The following is a 21,719-nucleotide window of genomic DNA, read 5'->3' on the forward strand; positions in this document are numbered from 1 at the left end:
TGGAAAGCGGTTACTAGTCTAAAAAGCGTTCCTTCTGATAGCACTTGTCGTTGCTAGACGGCAGTTTACAAATCTTTACAAAATCTTGGCTGGTTCCCAATTATTTTGTAAATGCTATTGCGAATGACTCGTCAAAACTAGTAAATGAGATTTACATAACGGATAATGAAAATGTAAACAGGAGTTCGCGGTTTAATCAATTAATTGGAAAAGTGAGGAGAATAACAAATGACAACAGGCGTAAAAATTGCAACAATCGGTGGCGGATCCAGCTATACACCAGAATTGATGGAAGGTTTTATCAAACGTTATGATGAGTTACCTATCCGCGAAATTTGGTTGGTAGACATTGAAGAAGGCCGTGAAAAACTGGAAATCGTCGGGAAAATGGCTCAACGCATGTGGGATGCGACCGACTATGATGTCAAAATCCATTTGACATTGGATCGCCGAGAAGCGTTGAAAGATGCAGACTTTGTAACGACACAGTTTCGTGTTGGCTTGTTGGATGCACGGATTAAAGATGAACGAATCCCAGCATATTACGGCATGTTAGGGCAGGAAACCAATGGTGCTGGTGGGATGTTTAAAGCTTTCCGCACCGTGCCAGTAATTTTGGATATTGTTGAAGATATGAAAGAGCTTTGCCCAGATGCGTGGCTAGTCAACTTTGCCAATCCGAGTGGGATGGTTACCGAAGCGGTCGTGCGCTACGGGAAATGGGATAAAGTCATCGGTTTGTGTAATGTACCGGTGATGGCAACCATGTTGGAACCAGGGCTAATTGGGAAAGAAACGGATGAGTTGATTTATAAGTTTGCTGGACTGAACCATTTTCATTGGCATAAAGTTGCAGACGCTCACGGCCATGATGTCACCTTGGATTTGATCGATAAAATGTACCAAGAGGACAACGGCTTACCAAAAAATATTTATGATATTCCTTTTGAACGGGAACTCTTGGAACAGATGAAGATGATTCCTTGTGCCTACCATCGTTATTATTATCAAGAAGAAGAGATGCTTCATCATGCGTTGGAAGAATATCAAACAGTGGGGACCCGGGCCCAACAAGTGAAACAAACGGAACACGAATTATTTGAACTGTATAAAAATCCTGAACTCAACTATAAACCAGAGCAGCTACAACAACGGGGGGGAGCCTATTATTCCGATGCGGCTTGTGAAACGATTGCTTCGATTTATGCCAATAAGCAAACGCAAATCGTGGTTTCAACTAAAAACAATGGGGCCGTTCCAGATTTACCGGCGGATTGTGTCGTTGAAGTGACCGCTTATGTCGGTGGTCAAGGAGCTCGTAACGTCGCTTTCGGGGAATTACCAGTAGCCGAACGGGGCTGGTTACAGGTGATGAAAGCAATGGAATTGTTGACCATTGAAGCGGCGGTGACCGGTGATTATGGGACAGCTTTGCAAGCCTTTACCTTGAATCCATTGGTGACTTCTGGTGCCACCGCCAAACGCGTGATGGATGAACTCTTTATCGCTCATAAAAAGTACTTGCCGAACTTTGCTGAGACCATCCAACGTTTAGAAAAAGAAGGAATCCAAGTACAAGACGAAATTGCTCGCAATTTGGATGCTGTGAAAGTCTGAGGACCGGATATGACTAAAAAAATAATCTTTCTCGACGTGGACGGGACACTAGTTAACTATGACAACTACCTACCAGATTCAGCGGTGGAAGCAATTCATGCAGCCCAAGCCAAAGGAAATCTCGTCTATACAGTTACTGGTCGCAGTAAAGCTGAAATGTATCCACCCATTGTGGCTATCGGTTTTGATGGCTATATTGGTGGCAATGGCAGCTACATCGAAGTGGGAGGAGAAGTCCTCAAAGAAGCGACTTTGTCCTTAGCCGAAACGACTAAAATCGTCGACTGGTTACAAAGTCGGGGCTTGGAGTTTTATTTGGAGGCCAACAGTGGTCTGTATGCTAGCCATAATTTTGAAGAGCGGGCCCAGCCTACGATTCAAGAATATTCCCAACGCAAGGGCAACAGGGAGGATATGACAGTCCGCAAAGCCTTTCCAGATCTGATTTTTGATGCCGATTTGTATCGGGATGATATCAATAAAATCAGTTTTATCTTGGAAGATTACCAAGATTTCTTGGATGCAAAAAAGGCTTTTCCCCAGCTGCAAGCAGGGACTTGGGGCGGTGTCGGTGAGCGAGCCTTGTTTGGCGACCTGGCTTTAGGGAATATTGATAAAGCCGTGGCGGTAGCAGAGCTCTTGACTCACTTACAAATTCCGGTGGCAGATAGCTTTGCCTTTGGTGATGCCAAGGTGGACATCCCGATGCTCGCTCATTGTGGAACGGGTGTTGCTATGGGAAATGGTGGTGAAGAGATCAAAGAAATGGCGGATTATATCACCGCTTCAGTGGATGATCATGGACTATGGTCAGCATTTCAACATTTTGGATTAATCTAATAACAACGAATACTAGAATAAGCTGGTATCAATTTAATAGAAAAGAGGAAAGTATCAATGGGATTTCGGAAAGACTTTTTATGGGGCGGGGCAACCGCAGCTAATCAATGTGAAGGAGGCTATGATCAAGGAGGCCGCGGCTTAGCCAATGTCGACGTGGTACCGATTGGCAAGGATCGTTTTCCAGTTATCGCGGGTAAAATGAAGATGTTTGATTTTGATGAAGAGCATTTTTACCCAGCAAAAACCGCAATCGATATGTATCATCGTTGGCGGGAAGATCTCGCAATGTTTGCGGAAATGGGCTTCAAAACTTACCGCCTATCCATTGCTTGGTCACGGATTTTTCCAAAAGGAGATGAAGCTGAACCCAATGAAGAAGGCTTACAGTTTTATGAAGATATTTTCAAAGAATGTAAAAAATATGGAATTGAACCTTTAGTAACCATTACCCATTTTGATTGTCCTATGCACCTGATTGAAAAATACGGCGCATGGCGGAGCCGCGAGTTGGTGGGCTTTTATGAAAACCTTTGTCGGGTAATTTTCAACCGGTACAAAGGCTTGGTTAAGTATTGGTTGACCTTCAATGAAATCAACATGATTTTACATGCTCCTTTCATGGGAGCGGGTCTGTACTTTGAAGAAGGAGATAATCAAGAGCAAGTTAAGTATCAAGCAGCTCACCATGAGTTGCTAGCTTCAGCGCTGGCAACAAAAATTGCTCATGAAGTCGATCCTGAAAATCAAGTGGGTTGTATGCTAGCTGCGGGAGCGTACTATCCTTATAGCTGTAAACCGGAAGATGTTTGGGCTTCACGACAAGCAGACCGGGAAAACTACTTCTTTATCGATGTGCAATCCCGCGGTGAGTATCCAGCTTATGCCTTAAAAGAGATGGCTCGAAATGGTATCGAAATCAAGATGGAACCTGGGGATTTGGAACTGTTAAAAGCTCATACCGTCGATTTCATTTCCTTCTCCTATTATTCTTCGCGAGTATCTACTACAGATCCTGAGTTGTTGGAACAAACGGCGGGTAATATTTTTGCTTCCGTTAAAAATCCTTACTTGGAAGCTAGTGAATGGGGCTGGCAAATCGATCCATTAGGTTTGCGAATTACCTTGAATGATATTTATGACCGTTACCAAAAACCGCTGTTCATCGTGGAAAATGGCCTTGGTGCAGTAGATACGCCGGATGAGAATGGCTATGTAGCAGATGATTATCGGATTGAATACTTGGCAGCTCATATTGCCGCCATGAAAGCCGCCGTCGAAGAAGATGGTGTCGATTTGTTGGGGTACACCACTTGGGGTTGTATCGATTTGGTTTCAGCAGGGACTGGCGAAATGAAAAAACGCTATGGCTTTATCTATGTGGATCGGGACAATGAGGGCAATGGGACACTAGCTCGGACCAAGAAAAAATCTTTTGACTGGTACAAACAAGTGATTGCCTCAAATGGGGAAGACTTGAGTAACGACTAAAATTAAGCAGAAATGGGCAGTGGCTGATAAAGCGGCTGCCTCTTTTCAACGAAGTGGAGGAAAACGAGCGATGGCATTTCCAAAAGATTTTTTATGGGGCGGGGCAACTGCCGCCAATCAATATGAAGGGGCCTATCTTTCTGGTGGCAAAGGCTTGAGTACCTTGGATGCAATTACCGGTGGTAGCAAAGAACACCCGCGGATGATTAGTTTTAAAACCAAGGATGGTAAGACACACCAGGTGACCCGGGAACAGAGTTTACCAGCAGGAGCGGTGGGCTACGTTGATCCGGAGCAGTATTACCCTAGTCATGTAGCGACAGATTTTTATCATCATTGGCAAGAAGATATTGCCTTGTTTGCGGAAATAGGCTTCAAATGCTTCCGGATGTCGATTTCGTGGGCCCGGATTTGTCCAAAAGGTGATTTTGCGATCAATGAAGAAGGCTTGGCTTTTTATGACCGAATTTTTGATGAACTCCAAAAACACGGGATTGAGCCGGTGGTGACGATTAATCATTTTGATATTCCTATGCATTTGGCTGATGAGTTAGATGGCTGGCTGGATCGCCAAGTAGTCGATTACTTCGTCTTTTTCTGTGAGACGATTTTCAAACGCTACAAAGGCAAAGTCCGCTATTGGATGACCTTCAATGAAATTAACTTCCTGCGCAGTTGGACGCAAATCGGGATTCACGACAACAGCAAACCAAAACGCTGGCAAGCCATGCACCATCTATTTGTGGCTAGTGCCAAAGCAGTTATGAAAGGCCATGAAATCGATCCAGACAACCAAATCGGCATGATGGTCGCTTACATTCCCAGCTATCCCATGACCGCGGATCCCAAAGATGTTTTTGCGGCTTTGCAGTTTAACCGCGATCAAGAATCTTTCATCGATGTGCAGGTGAAAGGCTACTATCCAGCCCACCGCATCAAGGAATTTGAACGAGAAGGAATCGTTATCGAAAAACTAGAGGGAGATGACGAAATAATCGCTCAAGGAACGGTGGATTATATCGGCTTTAGTTATTATATGTCCACCGCTTCGTCAGCTGACCCGGACAAAGTGAAGTATGTCGGAGGAAACCAAATGCCGGCGGTTAAAAATCCCTATTTGACAGAATCTGATTGGGGCTGGGCAGTGGATCCATTGGGGTTGCGAATCTCATTGTGTAAACTTTATGATCGCTACAATATCCCGTTATTTATTGTAGAAAATGGTTTTGGTGCCCAAGATGTCGTGGAAGCAGATGGCACCATTAACGACGACTACCGTATCCAATATTTCCGCGATCACATCCAAGCGATGAAAGATGCGGTGGAGTTGGACGGGGTTGATTTGATGGGGTACACGCCTTGGGGTTGTATTGATTTGGTCTCCGCTGGTACTGGTGAAATGAGTAAACGTTATGGCTTTATCTACGTTGATCTAGACGATGAAGGCCAAGGCACCCTTGCTCGAAGTCGGAAACAATCTTTCTTCTGGTATCAAAAAGTGATTGAAAGTAATGGCGAAAGCTTAGGGGAATAACAATAATGATGCCTTGTAAAATACAGGGGCGGTTTGGCTTCATCTTAGGATGCGGTCAAACCGTTTTTTTGTGGTCTTCACAATTTCTTCATAGATTACCTAAAAAAAGTTCTTTAATTTGTTCAAGAAGACCTTTAATTTGTTTCTTCTTTCCCATAAAGAAAACGGGTAAACTGACTATGGATCGAGTGAGAGGGCTTTCAAAAAACTCCTCGACAATCAGAAAGGAGCTGAAAAATGTGAAAAAGAAAAAAAAGGGTGGCTTTCTCGAAAATGTTTGGCGCTATAAAGCCTTAATCTTGATGGCTCTCCCCGGCTTTGTCTGGTTTATTTTCTTCTTTTATATTCCCGTTTTAGCAAACGTGGTAGCATTTAAAGATTTTCATTATTCACCAGACGGCTTTATCGATGCACTAATTAATAGTAAATGGGTGGGTTTTGATAACTTTAAGTTCTTATTTTCTTCTAGTGATGCTTGGTTGATCACCCGCAATACTTTGGTGTACAACATCATCTTCTTGGCATTCAACTTATTCTTCGCGATTTCCTTTGCGATTATCATGAGTGAATTACGGAATAAGAAATTGGTGAAAGTTTACCATACCATGTCCTTATTACCATATTTCCTTTCTTGGGTAGTCATTAGTGCCTTTGTTTATGCCTTTTTGAGCCCTGATAAAGGGATTGTCAATCAATGGTTGACGGCTGGTGGACATGAACAGATCAACTGGTACGCTGATCCTAAGTTTTGGCCATTTATCTTTGTCTTCTTAAATGTCTGGAAAGGGTTAGGCTACAACAGTATTATCTACTACGCTTCCGTGATGGGGATTGATCCTACTTACTATGAAGCAGCGATGGTGGATGGGGCCAGCAAATGGCAACAAATCAAAAATGTCACCATTCCGCAAATCATTCCTATGATGACTGTCTTGTTGATTATGAATATCGGTGGGATTTTCCGAGCTGACTTCGGGATGTTCTACACGGTTCCACGAAACTCTGGCGCGTTGTACCAAGTGACTTCCGTATTGGACACTTACATTTACAACGGATTGACAGCCACTGGGGATATCGGTATGACCGCAGCTGCTGGGTTGTATCAATCTGCAGTAGGTGCCGTCTTGTTGCTTATCGCGAATATGATTGTTCGCAAAATCGAACCAGATTCAGCATTATTCTAAGGAGGAAGGAAACTTGAAAAAGAAACAAGTCTATAACGTCCAAGTCCGTTCCTTCAGTTCGGGAGCGAACTTACTCTTCAATATTTTGATTGCCGTCTTTGCCATCTCCTGTGTGGTACCCTTTTTCTTCGTAGTCATCATTTCCCTGACTAGTGAACATGCTTTAGCGGTGAATGGTTACTCCTTTTGGCCGAAAGAATTTTCGACGGCCGCTTATCGCTTTATCTTTGCAGGGGATATGAGTCAAAAACTTTTCCAATCATTTGGGATTACGGTCTTTATTACCGTAGTGGGAACAATCGTCAATGCATCCATGACTTCTTTGTATGCTTATACGATCTCGCGTTCAAACTTCCCTTACCGGAAATTCTTTACGGTTTTTGCTTTGATTACTATGCTCTTTACCCCAGGGATGGTAGCGAATTACTTGGTAGTTACCAATCTCTTGAACATGCAAGACACTGTTTTGGCGTTGATTTTACCTCTTGCCTTAGGGCCATTCAATATCTTAGTCATGCGCACCTTCTTTAAAAAGACCATTCCTGATAGTATCATCGAATCTGCGCGAATCGATGGTGCCAGCGAAATGAAAATCTTTATGAAGATTGTTTTGCCACTAGCCGTACCAGGGATTGCTACCATCAGTTTATTTGCTGCTTTGGGTTATTGGAACGATTGGTTCAACGCGTTGTTGTACATCCAAAAAGATGAACTGGTTCCGTTGCAATACTTGTTGATGCGCATTATGAACAATTTGGAATACTTGTCGAAGAATGCTGGGGCGAGCGCCCAATTGCAAGGTGGCTTAGCTGCTTTGCCGAGTGAATCTGCTCGGATGGCGATCACTGTAATCGCTACATTGCCGATTGTCTTGACTTACCCATTCTTCCAAAAATATTTTGTCGGTGGTTTGACGATTGGCGGCGTCAAAGAGTAATCTGTTGTGTAGTTGTCATGTAGGAGTCAAAAGTTGTCCAGGGACTTGATGAAGGCTGGTTGAAATTGAAAAATCAGTCGGCATCAAGGACCTGACAGTTTTAACTAATAGAAATAGGAGGAATAGAAATGAAAGCTTGGAAAAAAGTATTGGGAATTGCTGCCATCAGTGGGATGACCTTGGGCTTAGCAGCCTGCGGAAGTTCTTCTGACAAGGGGAAAGATTCTGGTGACAAAGGTACCGTGTCGTTGAAGATGTACCAAGTTGGGGACAAACCTGAAAACTATGATAAACTGATGGAAATCGCCAACAAACGAATTAAAGAAAAAATCAATGCGACAGTGGACATTCAATACGTTGGTTGGGGCGACTGGGACAAGAAAATGTCTGCCGTGATTGCATCTGGTGAAGCCTATGATGTTTCCTTTGCCTTCCAATATGTACCCAATGCACAAAAAGGTGCTTTCGCTGACTTGACTGAGTTGTCTGAAAAATATGCGAAAGATTATATGGATCAATTGCCAGAAATGTATGTCAAAGGGAACAAAATCGATGGCAAACTCTATGCGATCCCAGTCTATGGTAATGCTTGGGCGCAACAAATGTTAACTTTCAACCAAAGTTTTGTTGAAAAATACGATTTAGATATTTCCAAAGTAGACGGTTCTTATGAATCTGCAACCGAAGTCTTGCGTCAATTCCACGAAAAAGAACCAAATATCGCGGCTTTTGCCATCGGCCAAAGCTTCAAAGCATCCTACAATGCGGATTACCCATTAGGAAAAGATTATCCATTTGCAGTCAAATTGGATGATGAAAAAAATCCAAAAATTATCAATCGTTATGAAGATCCTGAATTCCAAGATATCTTGAAAACCTTGCATGGTTGGTACAAAGAAGGCTTGATTCCTTCAGATGCTGCGACTAGCACCACCGACTATCCACTGGATAAAGACACTTGGTTCATGCGGGAAGAAACCCAAGGACCAGTTGACTACGGTGATACGATTTTGACTAACGCTGCTGGCCGTCCATTGGTTTCTCGTCCATTGACAGAACAATTGGAATCCACTAGCCAAGCTCAAATGGCAAACTTTGTGGTGGGTAACGCTTCTAAGAACAAAGAAAAAGCTGTAGAATTCTTGAACTTGCTTAACACGGATGCTGAATTGTTGAATGGTTTGGTTTACGGGGTTGAAGGGGAACAATGGGAAAAAGTCGGTGACGACAAATTGAAATTGTTAGATGGTTACCAACCAAATACCCATATGGCCGCTTGGAACACTGGGAACAACATGATCTTGTATACTCAAGAATCGATCACTGATGAACAGATCAAAGAACGGGATGAAAGTATCGAAAATGCAAAAGTTTCACCAATTCTTGGTTTCCAATTTGTCACTGATAAAGTGAAAACACAAATGACTAACGTAATCAATGTCATGAATCGTTATGCTGCAAGTTTGAATACTGGGACAGTTGACCCAGAAAAGAACATTGACGAATTGAATAACGAACTTGAAAAAGCAGGAATCAAAGAAGTCATGACAGAAATGCAAAGTCAATTGGACGCCTTCGTCAAAGAAAACAAATAATTAGTATCTTTAGCCAAAGCAGCCGGTAGCACTACCGACTGCTTTGGAATTTACATAATGCTTAGGTCTAGTAATCTAAGAAAAAGCAAACAAAGGAGCACACTCATGGAAAGTACTGGTATTCAACGTCTTTTTTATATCCTCTGGGCAATTATTAAACTTAATTTATATATCTTAGTCTTCACTTTAGCTGGTGGGATCGTATTAGGGATGGGGCCAGCTTTTCAAAGTGCCAATGATGTGCTATTGACCTCCGGGATGGATTATCAAAATATCACTTTTGGTAAAATGGCGGAACGCTTTAAAGCCAATTTCAAACGGAGCAATGGTATTTTTTGGATTTTTGCTGCCTTGCTGGGAATCGTGGCTTATAATTTATTTTTGGCCAGTCAGATCAAGGGGTTATTATGGTTTATCTTATCTTTTGTTTTGTTTTTTGCCATTCTCTTGTTACTCGTTGTATACTTATATGCGGTACAGTATGAAACCACTTACGACATTTCGATTGGTAATTTATTGAAGTTGGCTTTTATCAGTGTTTTTTTGAACTTCGGGACGTTTTTAAAAGTTCTTTTTGGAGTGATCAGTATCTTGGTGGTGACTTGGTTTTTCAAAGGACTCTTACTTTTCGCCACCTTCAGTTTATTTTTGGTCTGGAGCGGATACGCCACCAAAAACATTCGGCATTTAGTTGAGGGGAAGTTGGTTTAGCATGTTCCAAAAAGGGATGAAATTGTTCAAAAAAGGCTACTTGATTAATCAATTGATGTTTATTTATGGGCTTCTGTTAACCGGAATTATCCTGTTGACAGTGGCCTCTTTATGCGTTTACACCACATATTCCAGTAAAAAGCAACTGGACACTCAAACTACCGCAGTTGAGAGTCAGGTACGGAGCTATGCGGTGAATAAAAATGATGCTATGCTAAACATTTATTCCGATTTAGCTGGTAATAATTCAAAAGTTGAAAATATGCGCAATTATTTAGTGTTGCCTTTGTCGGATTATCTCCAGTACACCATCGATTCCTATGCTACTTACCGAACGGATATCAATTTTGTTTCGACCTTGGCTACGATGTTTGGAACGTATCCTGATTTGGAAACCTTATATATTCAAATGGCGGATGTGGAGGATACTTTACGAGCTGATCGCACCCATCCCAATGGTCGAAAGATCAGTGAGTTAAAGATGGAAGATGATGGCTTGGTTTTGAAGCGGAGTATTCAAGACTACTACTCAGGAAAATCGATCGGTATGATCTGGGCGGTTTTCTCCGAGAGCGGGGTTCTAGATGATCTGGCCCAGGATGCCAAAGATTTGGAAATGACCACCTTGGTTTTTGATAACAATGATGATCCGATTTATTCCCGTCAAGGAAAATTAAGCAAAAAAGAGTTACTAGCCGTTGAAGAAGCAGTGAAAGACCAAAAAAGCTTGCCAAGTTTTGTGGCACAAGACTATTTTGTTTCCCAACAGGTGACAATTAGTCAAAATCGGATCTTATTACTCACCAGTAAGCAACATTTTTGGAGACGGACCTTAGGAACTTGTTTAGTGATTGTTCTAATTGGGACCTTATTGGCGTTGCTTTTATTATTAACATTGCGGCGAACTTTCAAACGCTATTCTCAACAGGTGGGAAAAATTGTTGCTGTCACCGAAAATGTTTCGCAAGGGAATTTAAAGGACCGCATTGACGCTACCCAAGTACAAGATGAACTAAATGTTTTGGCAGAAGCCATTAACTTTATGATTGAAAGTATGGATCACTATATAGAAGATATCTATACCCTTGAAGTGAAGCAACGAGATGCCAACATGCGGGCTTTGCAGTCGCAAATCAATCCCCATTTTCTTTACAATACTTTGGAGTATATTCGGATGTATGCTCTTAGTCGCCAACAAGAAGAATTGGCAGACGTGGTCTATGCTTTTTCTGCTTTGTTGCGTAACAATACGACTCAAGAAAAAACCACGACGATTGAAAAAGAACTCTCATTTTGTGAAAAATACGTCTATCTCTATCAAATGCGTTATCCAGATCAGATTGCTTACCATTTTGAGTTGGCAGAAGGAACGCAGCAAGTGGAAATTCCCAAGTTTACCATTCAACCTTTGATTGAGAACTATTTTGTTCACGGTATCGACTATACCCGCAATGACAATGCCATCAGTGTGAAAACCAGCGTGACAAATGGTGAGTTGGTCATCTTGATACGAGACAACGGCAAAGGGATGACGCCGACTCGCTTGGCGCAAGTGCGCAATAAACTGGCGGCAGTCGATGTTGAAATGAGTACTTCTATCGGGTTGCGTAATGTTCACGAACGTTTGAAGAGCTTTTTCGGTGAGCAATATGAGCTAACGATTGATTCAACGTTAGGGGAAGGCACAACCATTCAGATTAAGGTGAAAGACGAAGGGGGTTTGATGCATGTATAAGGTTATGCTAGTTGATGATGAATACATGATTTTGGAAGGGTTGAAACAAATTCTACCTTGGCAAGAACTGGGCTTTGAAATTGTCAAAACAGCCCGCAATGCAAAAGAAGCGTTAGCCTTTTTGGAAGAGCAAGCAATTGATCTATTGATTACCGACATTAATATGCCAGAAATTAGCGGTATCCAATTAATTGAAACGGCCCAAAATGAAGGCCAGCATTTCTTTAGCCTGATTTTATCTGGGTATCAAGAATTTGAGTACGTTAAACGGGGCATCGATTTAGGGGTTAAAAATTATTTGTTGAAACCAGTGGATAAAAATGAATTAGCCAAAAGTGTCAATCAGATCAAAAAACTGTTGGAAGAAGAGGGACAATTGGATCGCCAACAACAATTGTACTTGGAAACCAATGTTATCCGTTGGGTCAATGATGAGCTCAATGAAGCCGAGTTTGAGGCGATGCTCCAACACTTTAAACTCCAACAACAGTCACCTTACACAGCGGTTTTATTTGAAGGTTCCACCAATGCGCTGCAACAAGTTGCTAGCGGGCTTCAAGCTCAGGGGCAGCAGCTAGTCGTGACTAGCTGGATTCATCAATCCGCTCAACTGCTGTGGATCGTCATGGGCTCACGGCAGCGATTATATGTTACCCTGCATGAAATTGAACGACAATATGGCCAACAGTTGCGTTTCTTAGTAGGAGAGACCGTACCGGAATGGGAGAATCTCTATGAAAGCTATGAACGGGTGTGGCAGATGCAACGCTTGGCTGATTTTTATCCGGATCTTTTACCGGAAAAAATCAATCATAAAACACCGGTTCCGCAACGGGAGGAGGAACTCTCTTTCTTGTCTTTCAACAAGGCTTTGATGATCGGGGATGAACGTACCGTCAAAGAACGCTTGGGAGAAATTTTTAAACAGCTAAACGACTATCACTATCCACCGGAATATGTCCGCTATGTCGCTTTTTTGCTGTTTGCCGATCTATCTCGTCAGTTTCCGAATGCTACCCAGGAAAGCTACGATGAGACGGTAGCTGCGATTCGTAAAAGCCAGACCATCGATCAGATTCAAGCACTCTTAGTAGAAGTGCTGGCTAACGTCCGTCACAGTGATCATCCGGCGGTCTATTCGGAGGCGGTCAGTCAAGTCATCGCCTTGGTGGAGGAAGATTATCGCGAAGAGCTAAACTTAAAGACGATTGCCGAACAATTACACTTGAATGTGGTCTACCTCGGTCAACTTTTTAAAAAAGAAACCAAAAAGAGTTTTTCTCAGTATTTGAATCAAATTCGAATCAAAAAAGCCCAACAATTATTGTTGCATTCACCACTACCCATTAGTGAAATCGCTGAAAAAATTGGCTACAACAATACCAATTACTTCTCGAAAATGTTTAAAAAACTCAATGGGATCACTCCTAAAGAATTTCGTGATCAATATGATTCAGGATACCAAGCTTTAGCAGAAGGAGAGTAACTGGAATAATTAGAAAGGCTGTTGTCACAACTCCTTCAACGCTCATGAATTAAGGGGCTGTGACAAAAGCCTCAGTTTAGTCTTTCTACCCGAACATCACGATAGGTAAGACACAAGCAAAAGAAGCAGGTCTTCCAAAAGATTGGAAGACCTGCTTCTTTTCAATTGTAGAGAAAGAACTTATAAAACTTCAGCTCCCGAAAGGCTGATGGTTTGGAAATTAAGTGGCATATTATACCGTCATTTTGATGCCACGAAAAACAGGATAACATTTTTTGAAATGGCAAGTAATTTGCTAAGCTGAAATCTGAAAGATGTCCTCTGTCTAGAAGGGTTAATGGAGAGCTTCCCCTTGAGTTTCTGGAAACTCTGGGGTTGGTGCATTGACCACTGCTTTGCTGCGCCAGACGCCTGAGTGCCAGCGATAGATCATCAGAATGCTTCGTAAGCCTTCATCAATGGCGTAAGCAATCCAAACACCTATCAATCCTAAATGAGCTGGGATGGCCATGGCGTAGGAAAAAGGTAGGCTGATGACCCACAGTACCAGCAAGCTACACAGTAAAGGAAATTTTACATCGCCAGAAGCGTTCAATGAGCCGACTAAAATAATATTGACTGCCCGCACGGTTTCCAACACAATTTCCACTAAGAAGACACCTCGGGAAATGTCGATAACTTCTTGATTCGTCGTAAAAATTCCCATGATGGGTTCAATAAAAATGAAGGTCAGGATACAGATAATTAACGAGGCAAAAACGCCAATGATCATGGTCCGGATGCCGCGTTTGTGGGCCTTTTCAAATTCACCAGCACCGACATTGCGACCAATCATAATCTGGTTTCCTTGCCCAAGGGCATTAGCGACAAGGTAGACAAATTGGCTAATCGCAGTGATGTAAGATTTAGCCACTAAGACACTTGAGCCTAATGATGCGACAATCATGGTGACGACGATTTGCGCACCCTGATAGGAAAGGGATTCCCCCGAAGAAGGCATGCCATAGGTGAGGATTTTTTTGATATAGTCTTTTGATACTTGTTTTGGGCGAAAATCAAAAATAGAAAAGCCGATGTATTTCTTCAATAAAATGACGGCAATCAATAAGCCGATGGTGTTCCCAAAGACGCTAGAAGCTGCCAAGCCAGTCACGCCAAAGTTTGGCAAGCCAAAAGGACTGTACAGTGCAACGTAATTACCAATCACCGCTAAAATACTCGCAGTCATCGGGACTAACAAAGCGGGTTGGGTGAAGCCGTGACTACGCATCACTGCGATTACCACAGCGGTTAGCGAAGAAATAAAGAGACTCCCACCATAAATTTGCAAATAATTACGACCGATTTCAATCAATTCTTGGTCTAAGTTCATAAAGTGGAGCAAGGGATCGGCAAAAAAGATAAAGGCCAGGCTGATGAGGACACCGATGACCACTGAACCAAGTAAGGCAGTGTTAATTACCGTCTTGATTTCTGCTATGCGCTTGGCTCCGATTAACTGGGCGATGATGATTTGGGTGCCCACGGTGATAAAACCATAGATAAATACGGTCAGGTTGAGCAATTGATTGGCTGCACCTACTGCAGCTACCGCAGGCTCGGAATAATGACCGATCATCCAGACATTGATATTGCCAATCACCACCCGCAAAAAGAGTTCAATAAAGATGGGCCAGCTCAAAAATAACAGTTCACGATCAGAGATATTCAGGATTTTTTTCTGGGACAATTGTATGTACGCCTTCTTTCTACTATAATAAGTATCGTTGAATCCAACGCTTGTGCCTCAATGATTTTACAAAATTATCAGAAAAAAGCAACGTCTTTTAAAAATTGTTATCAAAAAGTAACATAGCAGAGCATAGTATTCGACAGAAAGACCAGAATCAACTAGGATTGACTTACTATTGATAAGTGGTGAGCTACCACTCGCCTGATACAGGAGGAAAAAGAATGTATGATGTAATCGTAATTGGTGCCGGCCCAGCTGGGATGACAGCAGCCTTGTATGCGTCACGGTCCAATTTATCTGTGCTATTGATTGAACGGGGGGCTCCCGGGGGACAAATGAACAATACCGCGGAGATTGAAAATTATCCTGGCTTTGATACCATCATGGGGCCGGAACTATCTATGAAAATGTATGAAGGGGCAACACGTTTTGGTGCCAAAAATGAATATGGTATCGTCCAAAAAGTGGTCGATCATGACACCTACAAAGAAGTGGTAACTGAAGACAAGACGTACCAAGGAAAAAGTGTGATTGTTGCTACTGGCTGTGTCCATCGTAAACTGGGTGTGCCTGGGGAAGAAAGTTTTGCCGGCCGTGGAGTGAGCTACTGCGCAGTGTGTGATGGCGCCTTTTTCCGTAATAAGAAATTACTTGTCATCGGTGGTGGCGATTCCGCAGTGGAAGAAGCCATCTATTTGACCCAATTTGCCTCTGAAGTCATGATTGTTCATCGTCGGGATGCTTTGCGGGCTCAAAAAGTCATTCAAGACCGGGCTTTTGCCAATGATAAAATCACCTTTATGTGGGATTCTGTAGTGGAAGAAATCCAAGGAAACGAGATGGTGGTGACTGGCGCGAAAATCAAAAACGTCAAAACCGGTGAAACCCATATCGAAGACTGCAATGGGTTATTTATCTATGTTGGCTTAGAACCGTTGTCTGAACCGGTGAAAGCCTTGGGAATCACCAATGAAGCCGGTTGGATTCTAACGGATGATCAAATGCGAACGACTATTCCAGGTATTTTTGCAATTGGAGATGGTCGTGAGAAAACCTTGCGTCAGATTACAACTGCTGTTGGTGAGGGTGGCATTGCCGGCCAACAAGTTTTCCAATATTTAGAAGAGCAAAAAGTCGTGCCACAAGGGGAATAGGCAAAGTGTTCTGTGGTGGTTTTGGTAACAACTGATTTTTTGCGCAAACAGAAAGTTATCTTAGCTCAATTATCAAAAACGAGTAGTTCGCCAAAATTACCGGCGTCTACTCGCTTTTTTTGTGGTTGTTTGTTGGCGGTGTCAAAAGGTAGTGTTATACTAAAAGAGAAATCTAATTAAAAGTGAAAGAGGTGTTATTTCATGTCTTGGGAACAAGTCTATGAACAATGGAAAAACAATGCCGATTTGGAAGAAAATCTAAAAAAACAATTGGCTGATCTAGGGGATGATCCAGAAAAATTGGAAGATGCCTTTTATGCACCCCTTGAATTTGGTACAGCCGGAATGCGAGGAATTTTAGGCCCGGGAATCAACCGGATGAACATCTATACCGTCCGCCAAGCAACAGAAGGTTTGGCACGCTTTATGGATGAACAAGATGCTGACACCCGCCGTCGTGGGGTAGCCATTGCCTATGATTCACGGCACATGTCACCAGAATTTGCCATGGAAGCTGCCAAAACGTTGGCCAAACACGATATTCCTTCTTATGTGTTTGAAAGTCTGCGGCCGACACCGGAACTTTCATTTGCTGTTCGTTATTTAAAAACCTTTACAGGGATTATGATTACCGCTTCTCACAATCCAGCGGCCTACAATGGCTATAAAATCTATGGTCAAGATGGAGGCCAAATGCCACCAGCCGATGCGGATGCGTTGACGACTTATGTGCGGGCAATCGACAATCCTCTGGAAATTCAAGTGTTGTCAGATGAAGAAGTCAAAACTAGTGGCTTAATTTCAATTATTGGTGAAGATGTCGATACCCCTTATTTGAAAAATGTTAAGACAGTTACGATCAACCAAGAATTGATCGATGAGATGGGGAAAGAATTGAAATTGATCTACACCCCACTTCATGGTACCGGGAAAATGTTAGGTGAAAAAGCCTTGAAGCAAGCTGGTTTTGAGAAATTCATGCTGGTACCTGAACAAGCAGTGGCAGATCCGAATTTCAGCACTGTCAAATCTCCTAACCCAGAAGAGCATTCGGCTTTTGAATATGCCATTCGCCTCGGTGAAGCTGAAGATGCGGATTTATTGATTGCTACTGATCCAGATGCCGATCGTCTAGGAGCAGCTGTGCGTTTGCCAGATGGTAGCTACCAAGTCTTATCTGGGAACCAAATCGGTGCCATCTTAGTACGATACATCTTGGAAGCTCATAAGCAAGCAGGGACGTTGCCGGAAAACGCAGCGGTATTGAAATCCATCGTTTCCAGTGAACTGCCTACTGCCATCGCGCAATCTTATGATGTCACGATGTTTAACGTATTGACTGGTTTCAAATTTATTGCTGAAAAAATCCAACAATTTGAGGAAGACCACAGTCATACCTTTATGTTTGGGTTTGAAGAAAGCTACGGCTACTTGGTGAAACCTTTTGTTCGGGACAAAGATGCTATCCAAGCTTTGGTGATGCTGGCTGAAGTTGCCGCTTACTATAAGAAACAAGGCAAGACCTTGTATGATGCTTTGCAAGAAATCTTTGAAACATACGGTTACTATACCGAAAAAACCATCTCTGTGACATTGAGCGGCTTGGAAGGTCCAGCTAAAATCAAAGCCATCATGGACAAATTCCGCAATGAAGCACCATCTACTTTGGGTGGGGTGAAAATCATGCAGACGGAAGACTTCAAACAATTGACACGTGTGGGCTTAGATGGCAACATTCAAAAATTGACGACGCCACCATCAGATGTGTTAAAATATGTGATGGAAGACGAAAGTTGGGTTGCTGTGCGTCCTTCTGGTACCGAACCAAAAATCAAGTTCTATATCGGCGTCAAAGGAACGGATCAAGCGGCTGCCGATGCTCGGGTAGCCGAGTTGGAACAAGCGATTAATGAAGTAACTGGGGATTAAGCCAGTAAAGCAAATGCTTGGTAAGGATGAGTTTCTCCTTACCAAGTCTCTTTAAAAATTGACAGGAAAGGAGCGGAGCAGATGCCACAGACGGCCTCAGAAATTGAAAAAGTCAGTCAGCTTTTTAAAGTGTTGGCAGACCCGACGCGACTGAAAATTCTCCTGTCCTTGCAAGAAGGGGAGCGCAATGTGACTGCCATTGCCCAAGGGGTGAAGATGGAACAGTCGGCGGTATCCCATCAACTGAAGCTTTTGCGGGAAAACCATGTGGTGAAATCTCGTCGCGAAGGCAAAACGATTTTATACAGCTTTGATGACGACCATGTGATTGATATCTTAGAGCAAACCTTTGAGCATATCCATCATCGCTAGTATCAATGTAAGAACTTTCCAATTTTTCGGAAAGTTCTTTTTTTTTGCGGTCATTTTTGGTATGCTAGTAACAATAAAGTGGAGAATTCTAACAATATTAAGGGAATTGGTGGGGAACGTATGGAGAAACGATTGCAGATTGGCATCTTGGGTCTCGGCGTCGTCGGTACCGGGGTCGTGGAGATCTTGGCCAAAGAAGGCCAAAAGATCAAAGAAAAAACCGGCGTAGAGTTGGTCATTACCAAAGCATTAATTCGTCCTGGTGAAGACAAAGTAGACTTTGCAAAGCAGCACAGCTTGCAATTGGTCTATGACATCAAAGACATTACTGAAGATGCCAGTATCGATGTCATGGTGGAAGTCATGGGGAAAATCCATCCAGCGAAAGAGTTTGTCTTGGCTGCTTTAACCACAGGCAAACACGTGGTGACAGCCAATAAAGACCTACTGGCACAACATGGGACCGAATTGGTACAAACGGCGGTGAAAAATCATGTTTCCCTCTATTATGAAGCGAGTGTGGCTGGTGGGATTCCGATTTTACGGACCTTGGCCAATTCTTTTATCGCAGATGAAATCACCGAAGTCTTAGGCATTATCAACGGGACCACCAACTATATGTTGACACAGATGGTTGAACAAGGGATGTCTTATGAAGATGCCTTAGCTAAAGCCCAAGAACTGGGTTTTGCCGAGTCTGATCCCACCAATGATGTAGATGGGATTGATGCGGCTTATAAGACAGTGATTTTGACACGTTTTGCTTACGGTACAGATATTGCCATTGACGATTTTGTAGTACGCGGGATTCGAGGCATTGGGATTGAAGATATTGAGTTGGCCAAAACCCAAGGCTATGAAGTCAAACTGATCGGGATGACAAAAAAAGTTGGTACTGGCGTCTTTGCTGAGGTAGCGCCAGCTCTTGTGCCTGTCCATCATCCGCTGGCTTCGATTCGCAATGAGTTCAATGGTGTTTTTATTCGTAGTACTGGTATTGGTCAATCCATGTATTTTGGTCCCGGAGCAGGCTCCTTGCCTACTGCGACAAGCGTAGTGACAGATTTAGCGGTAATTGCCGAGAATCAAGGGGACAATAAACCAGCACCCCAGTTTGTTGACTACCGCAGCGAAAAAATCTTCGCTGATCCTAAAGATGTCTTCAGTGCCTATTTTGTGGCTATGGAACTCACTGACGATCCTCAGATTTGGCAGGAAATCAAAGAGGCAGCCACAGGATTCGCTATCGCATATCGTGAATTGGAAAACCAAATAACCACTGCTGGTAAACGCCGCATCGTGGTGATGACGGAGCCTTGCAGTGAAGTTCAAAGACATCAATTCGTGTCCGCCGTGGAAAAAATCGAGGATACTAAGATCACTCAAATCATGAAAGTAATGGAGGAGTAAACTATGTACGAGGGTTTGTTGAAGCAATACAAGGAGTATTTACCAATTACTGACAAAACGCCGATGATTAGCTTGTGTGAAGGGAACACCCCCTTAATCCCATTGACTAATCTTTCAAAAGAACTGGGGATTACGTTATACGGAAAATACGAAGGACTAAATCCTACTGGCTCGTTTAAAGATCGTGGCATGGTGATGGCGGTAGCTAAAGCGGTGGAAGCCGGAGCCAAGGCGATTATCTGTGCCTCTACTGGGAATACCTCAGCCGCTGCGGCAGCTTATGCCACCCGGGCTGGTGTCAAAGCCTATGTCGTGATCCCTGATGGTAAAATCGCAATGGGTAAACTAGCCCAAGCGATTGCCTATGGTGCTGATATTATCTCGATTCCCGGCAACTTTGACGAAGCTTTGAAAGCCGTACGGGACATTGCTAACACAGAAGCGGTAGCCTTAGTCAACTCCGTCAATCCTTATCGTTTGGAAGGGCAAAAAACCGCTGCTTTTGAAGTATGCGAGCAATTAGGGGCAGCGCCGGATGTTTTGGCAATCCCTGTCGGTAATGCTGGAAACATTTCCGCTTACTGGAAAGGGTTTAAAGAATGGCATGAGGTCAAAGGGACCGAATTGCCACGAATGCACGGGTTTGAAGCGGAAGGGGCCGCTGCGATTGTTCGCGGTAAAGTGATTGAACAACCAGAAACGGTTGCCACTGCCATTCGGATCGGTAATCCTGCTAGCTGGCAATTAGCTGAAGCTGCTCGGGATGAGTCAAAAGGCTATATTGATTCGGTCACCGACGAAGAAATCCTCAACGCCTACCGTAAAGTCGCAGCCATGGATGGTGTTTTTGTTGAACCAGGTTCCGCTGCATCTTTAGCTGGCGTGATCCAACATGTCAAGTCCGGCAAAATCAAACCAGGGGAAACGGTGATCACTATCTTTACTGGTAACGGCTTAAAAGATCCAGATACGGCGATTGCAGAAGCCAAAGCTGATATCCATAAGATGAGTGATCTAGAAGAAATGCGGACTCACTTACGAGAAGGTGTGGCAAAACTATGAAAATCCGCGTACCCGCAACTAGTGCAAATTTAGGACCAGGTTTTGATTCTTGTGGGGTGGCTTTGGATCGCTACTTGTTTGTGGAAGTCATCGAAGAAAGTTATGAATGGCTAGTGGAGCATGAGCTAGGGCCAGAAGTTCCCAATGATCAGGAGAATTTATTGCTGAAGACGGCTTTGGAGCTTGTTCCAGATTTACCTCCCCACCATCTAAAAATGACTTCAGATATTCCCATCACAAGAGGCTTAGGCAGCAGTTCTTCGGTGATTGTAGCAGGGATTGAATTAGCCAACCGTTTGGGTAACTTAGGTTTGACCCAAGAAAGCAAAGTGGTGCTCGCTACGAAGTTGGAAGGGCATCCTGACAATGTGGCACCGGCTATCTTTGGCGATTTGGTGATTGCTAGTGCTGTAGACGGACAGGTGGATGTGGTCCGACACTATTTTCCGGATTGCAAAATTATTGCAGTGATTCCACGGCAGCCCTTGAGTACTGAAAAAGCCCGTCACGTTTTACCTAGTGAAGTGCCTTTTAAAGAAGCCGTGGCTGCTAGCTCGATTGCCAATGTGATGGTTGCAGCTTTGATGACGGGCAATTTGCCGGTTGCTGGGCAGATGATGGAAAAAGACCGTTTCCACGAAAAATACCGCAGTCAATTGGTACCCCATCTAGCAGTGATTCGAGAACTGGCCCATGAAGAGGGAGCTTACGGTTGCTTTTTGAGTGGTGCCGGGCCCACCGTGTTAGTGCTGACACCGGAAAATCGTTGTCAAAAAATCCAACAGTTACTTAACGCGTTGGAATTAGATGCTGCGGTGGAAGTGTTAGCAGTGGATCGAGAAGGCGTACAAGTTTTTTAAAGAACTGGGATAGATTAACCAAGACTAAATCTATAAGGATGAGGCTGTTGCTGTTTAATGCCGGTCTCAT

At 43.3% G+C, this 21,719-nt stretch carries 17 protein-coding genes; 16 read left to right on the plus strand and 1 reads right to left on the minus strand.

Going from position 1 to position 21,719, the window contains the following annotated elements; translation table 11 throughout:
* The first annotated feature begins 228 nt into the window (after positions 1–228).
* From ACO03U_RS01930 to ACO03U_RS01975, 10 genes are all read left to right on the plus strand, one after another.
* Positions 229–1,617, plus strand: a complete 1,389-nt coding sequence (locus tag ACO03U_RS01930; RefSeq protein WP_161868390.1) for a 6-phospho-beta-glucosidase — start codon at positions 229–231, stop codon at positions 1,615–1,617.
* Positions 1,618–1,626: 9 nt separating this feature from the next.
* Positions 1,627–2,457 (plus strand): Cof-type HAD-IIB family hydrolase, encoded by an 831-nt coding sequence (locus ACO03U_RS01935; protein ID WP_204685073.1) that lies wholly within the window; start codon positions 1,627–1,629, stop codon positions 2,455–2,457.
* A gap of 57 nt (positions 2,458–2,514) precedes the next feature.
* Complete coding sequence (locus ACO03U_RS01940) at positions 2,515–3,948, plus strand: 6-phospho-beta-glucosidase (RefSeq protein WP_204685076.1); 1,434 nt, start codon at positions 2,515–2,517, stop codon at positions 3,946–3,948.
* A gap of 70 nt (positions 3,949–4,018) precedes the next feature.
* Positions 4,019–5,482: a glycoside hydrolase family 1 protein gene (locus tag ACO03U_RS01945; protein ID WP_204685077.1), complete on the plus strand. Its 1,464-nt coding sequence runs from the start codon at positions 4,019–4,021 to the stop codon at positions 5,480–5,482.
* 302 nt (positions 5,483–5,784) lie between these two features.
* Entirely contained in the window at positions 5,785–6,666 is an 882-nt protein-coding gene (locus ACO03U_RS01950; RefSeq protein WP_202625800.1) for an ABC transporter permease, read from the plus strand.
* A gap of 13 nt (positions 6,667–6,679) precedes the next feature.
* The gene (locus ACO03U_RS01955; protein WP_161868395.1) at positions 6,680–7,603 is read left to right on the plus strand and encodes a carbohydrate ABC transporter permease; all 924 of its coding nucleotides are present in this window, start codon (positions 6,680–6,682) and stop codon (positions 7,601–7,603) included.
* 128 nt (positions 7,604–7,731) lie between these two features.
* Positions 7,732–9,198 carry an ABC transporter substrate-binding protein gene (locus ACO03U_RS01960; protein WP_161868396.1) on the plus strand — a complete coding sequence of 489 codons (1,467 nt, stop codon included), beginning with the start codon at positions 7,732–7,734 and terminating at the stop codon, positions 9,196–9,198.
* A gap of 105 nt (positions 9,199–9,303) precedes the next feature.
* On the plus strand, positions 9,304–9,909 hold the full coding sequence (locus ACO03U_RS01965; RefSeq protein WP_204685081.1) for a YesL family protein: 606 nt from the start codon (positions 9,304–9,306) through the stop codon (positions 9,907–9,909).
* A 16-nt stretch (positions 9,910–9,925) separates the two neighbouring features.
* Complete coding sequence (locus tag ACO03U_RS01970) at positions 9,926–11,644, plus strand: sensor histidine kinase (RefSeq protein ID WP_423104383.1); 1,719 nt, start codon at positions 9,926–9,928, stop codon at positions 11,642–11,644.
* Complete coding sequence (locus tag ACO03U_RS01975) at positions 11,637–13,130, plus strand: response regulator (RefSeq protein WP_204685085.1); 1,494 nt, start codon at positions 11,637–11,639, stop codon at positions 13,128–13,130. Before ACO03U_RS01970 ends, ACO03U_RS01975 begins: the two co-directional genes overlap by 8 nt.
* 334 nt (positions 13,131–13,464) lie before the next feature.
* Here ACO03U_RS01975 and ACO03U_RS01980 read toward each other — a convergent pair whose 3' ends face one another.
* Positions 13,465–14,859 (minus strand): MATE family efflux transporter, encoded by a 1,395-nt coding sequence (locus ACO03U_RS01980; RefSeq protein ID WP_204685086.1) that lies wholly within the window; start codon positions 14,857–14,859, stop codon positions 13,465–13,467.
* Between the two features lie 224 nt (positions 14,860–15,083).
* On the opposite strand from ACO03U_RS01980, the gene trxB reads away from it, so the two are divergent.
* The 6 genes from trxB to thrB all read left to right on the plus strand — a co-directional run bounded on the left by trxB (position 15,084) and on the right by thrB (position 21,649).
* Positions 15,084–16,016 carry a thioredoxin-disulfide reductase gene (gene trxB, locus ACO03U_RS01985; RefSeq protein WP_204685087.1) on the plus strand — a complete coding sequence of 311 codons (933 nt, stop codon included), beginning with the start codon at positions 15,084–15,086 and terminating at the stop codon, positions 16,014–16,016.
* Positions 16,017–16,217: 201 nt separating this feature from the next.
* Complete coding sequence (locus tag ACO03U_RS01990) at positions 16,218–17,945, plus strand: phospho-sugar mutase (protein ID WP_204685088.1); 1,728 nt, start codon at positions 16,218–16,220, stop codon at positions 17,943–17,945.
* 81 nt (positions 17,946–18,026) lie between these two features.
* The gene (locus ACO03U_RS01995; RefSeq protein ID WP_161868402.1) at positions 18,027–18,317 is read left to right on the plus strand and encodes an ArsR/SmtB family transcription factor; all 291 of its coding nucleotides are present in this window, start codon (positions 18,027–18,029) and stop codon (positions 18,315–18,317) included.
* Between the two features lie 120 nt (positions 18,318–18,437).
* Positions 18,438–19,727: a homoserine dehydrogenase gene (locus tag ACO03U_RS02000; protein ID WP_204685089.1), complete on the plus strand. Its 1,290-nt coding sequence runs from the start codon at positions 18,438–18,440 to the stop codon at positions 19,725–19,727.
* 3 nt (positions 19,728–19,730) lie between these two features.
* The gene (gene thrC / locus ACO03U_RS02005; protein WP_204685090.1) at positions 19,731–20,789 is read left to right on the plus strand and encodes a threonine synthase; all 1,059 of its coding nucleotides are present in this window, start codon (positions 19,731–19,733) and stop codon (positions 20,787–20,789) included.
* The gene (thrB, locus tag ACO03U_RS02010) at positions 20,786–21,649 is read left to right on the plus strand and encodes a homoserine kinase (protein ID WP_204685092.1); all 864 of its coding nucleotides are present in this window, start codon (positions 20,786–20,788) and stop codon (positions 21,647–21,649) included. The genes thrC and thrB overlap by 4 nt, the downstream gene beginning before the upstream one ends.
* Positions 21,650–21,719: the final 70 nt, after the last annotated feature.

The organism is Enterococcus diestrammenae, assembly GCF_049384045.1.
In the GTDB taxonomy this organism is placed as follows: Bacteria; Bacillota; Bacilli; order Lactobacillales; family Enterococcaceae; genus Enterococcus_C; species Enterococcus_C diestrammenae.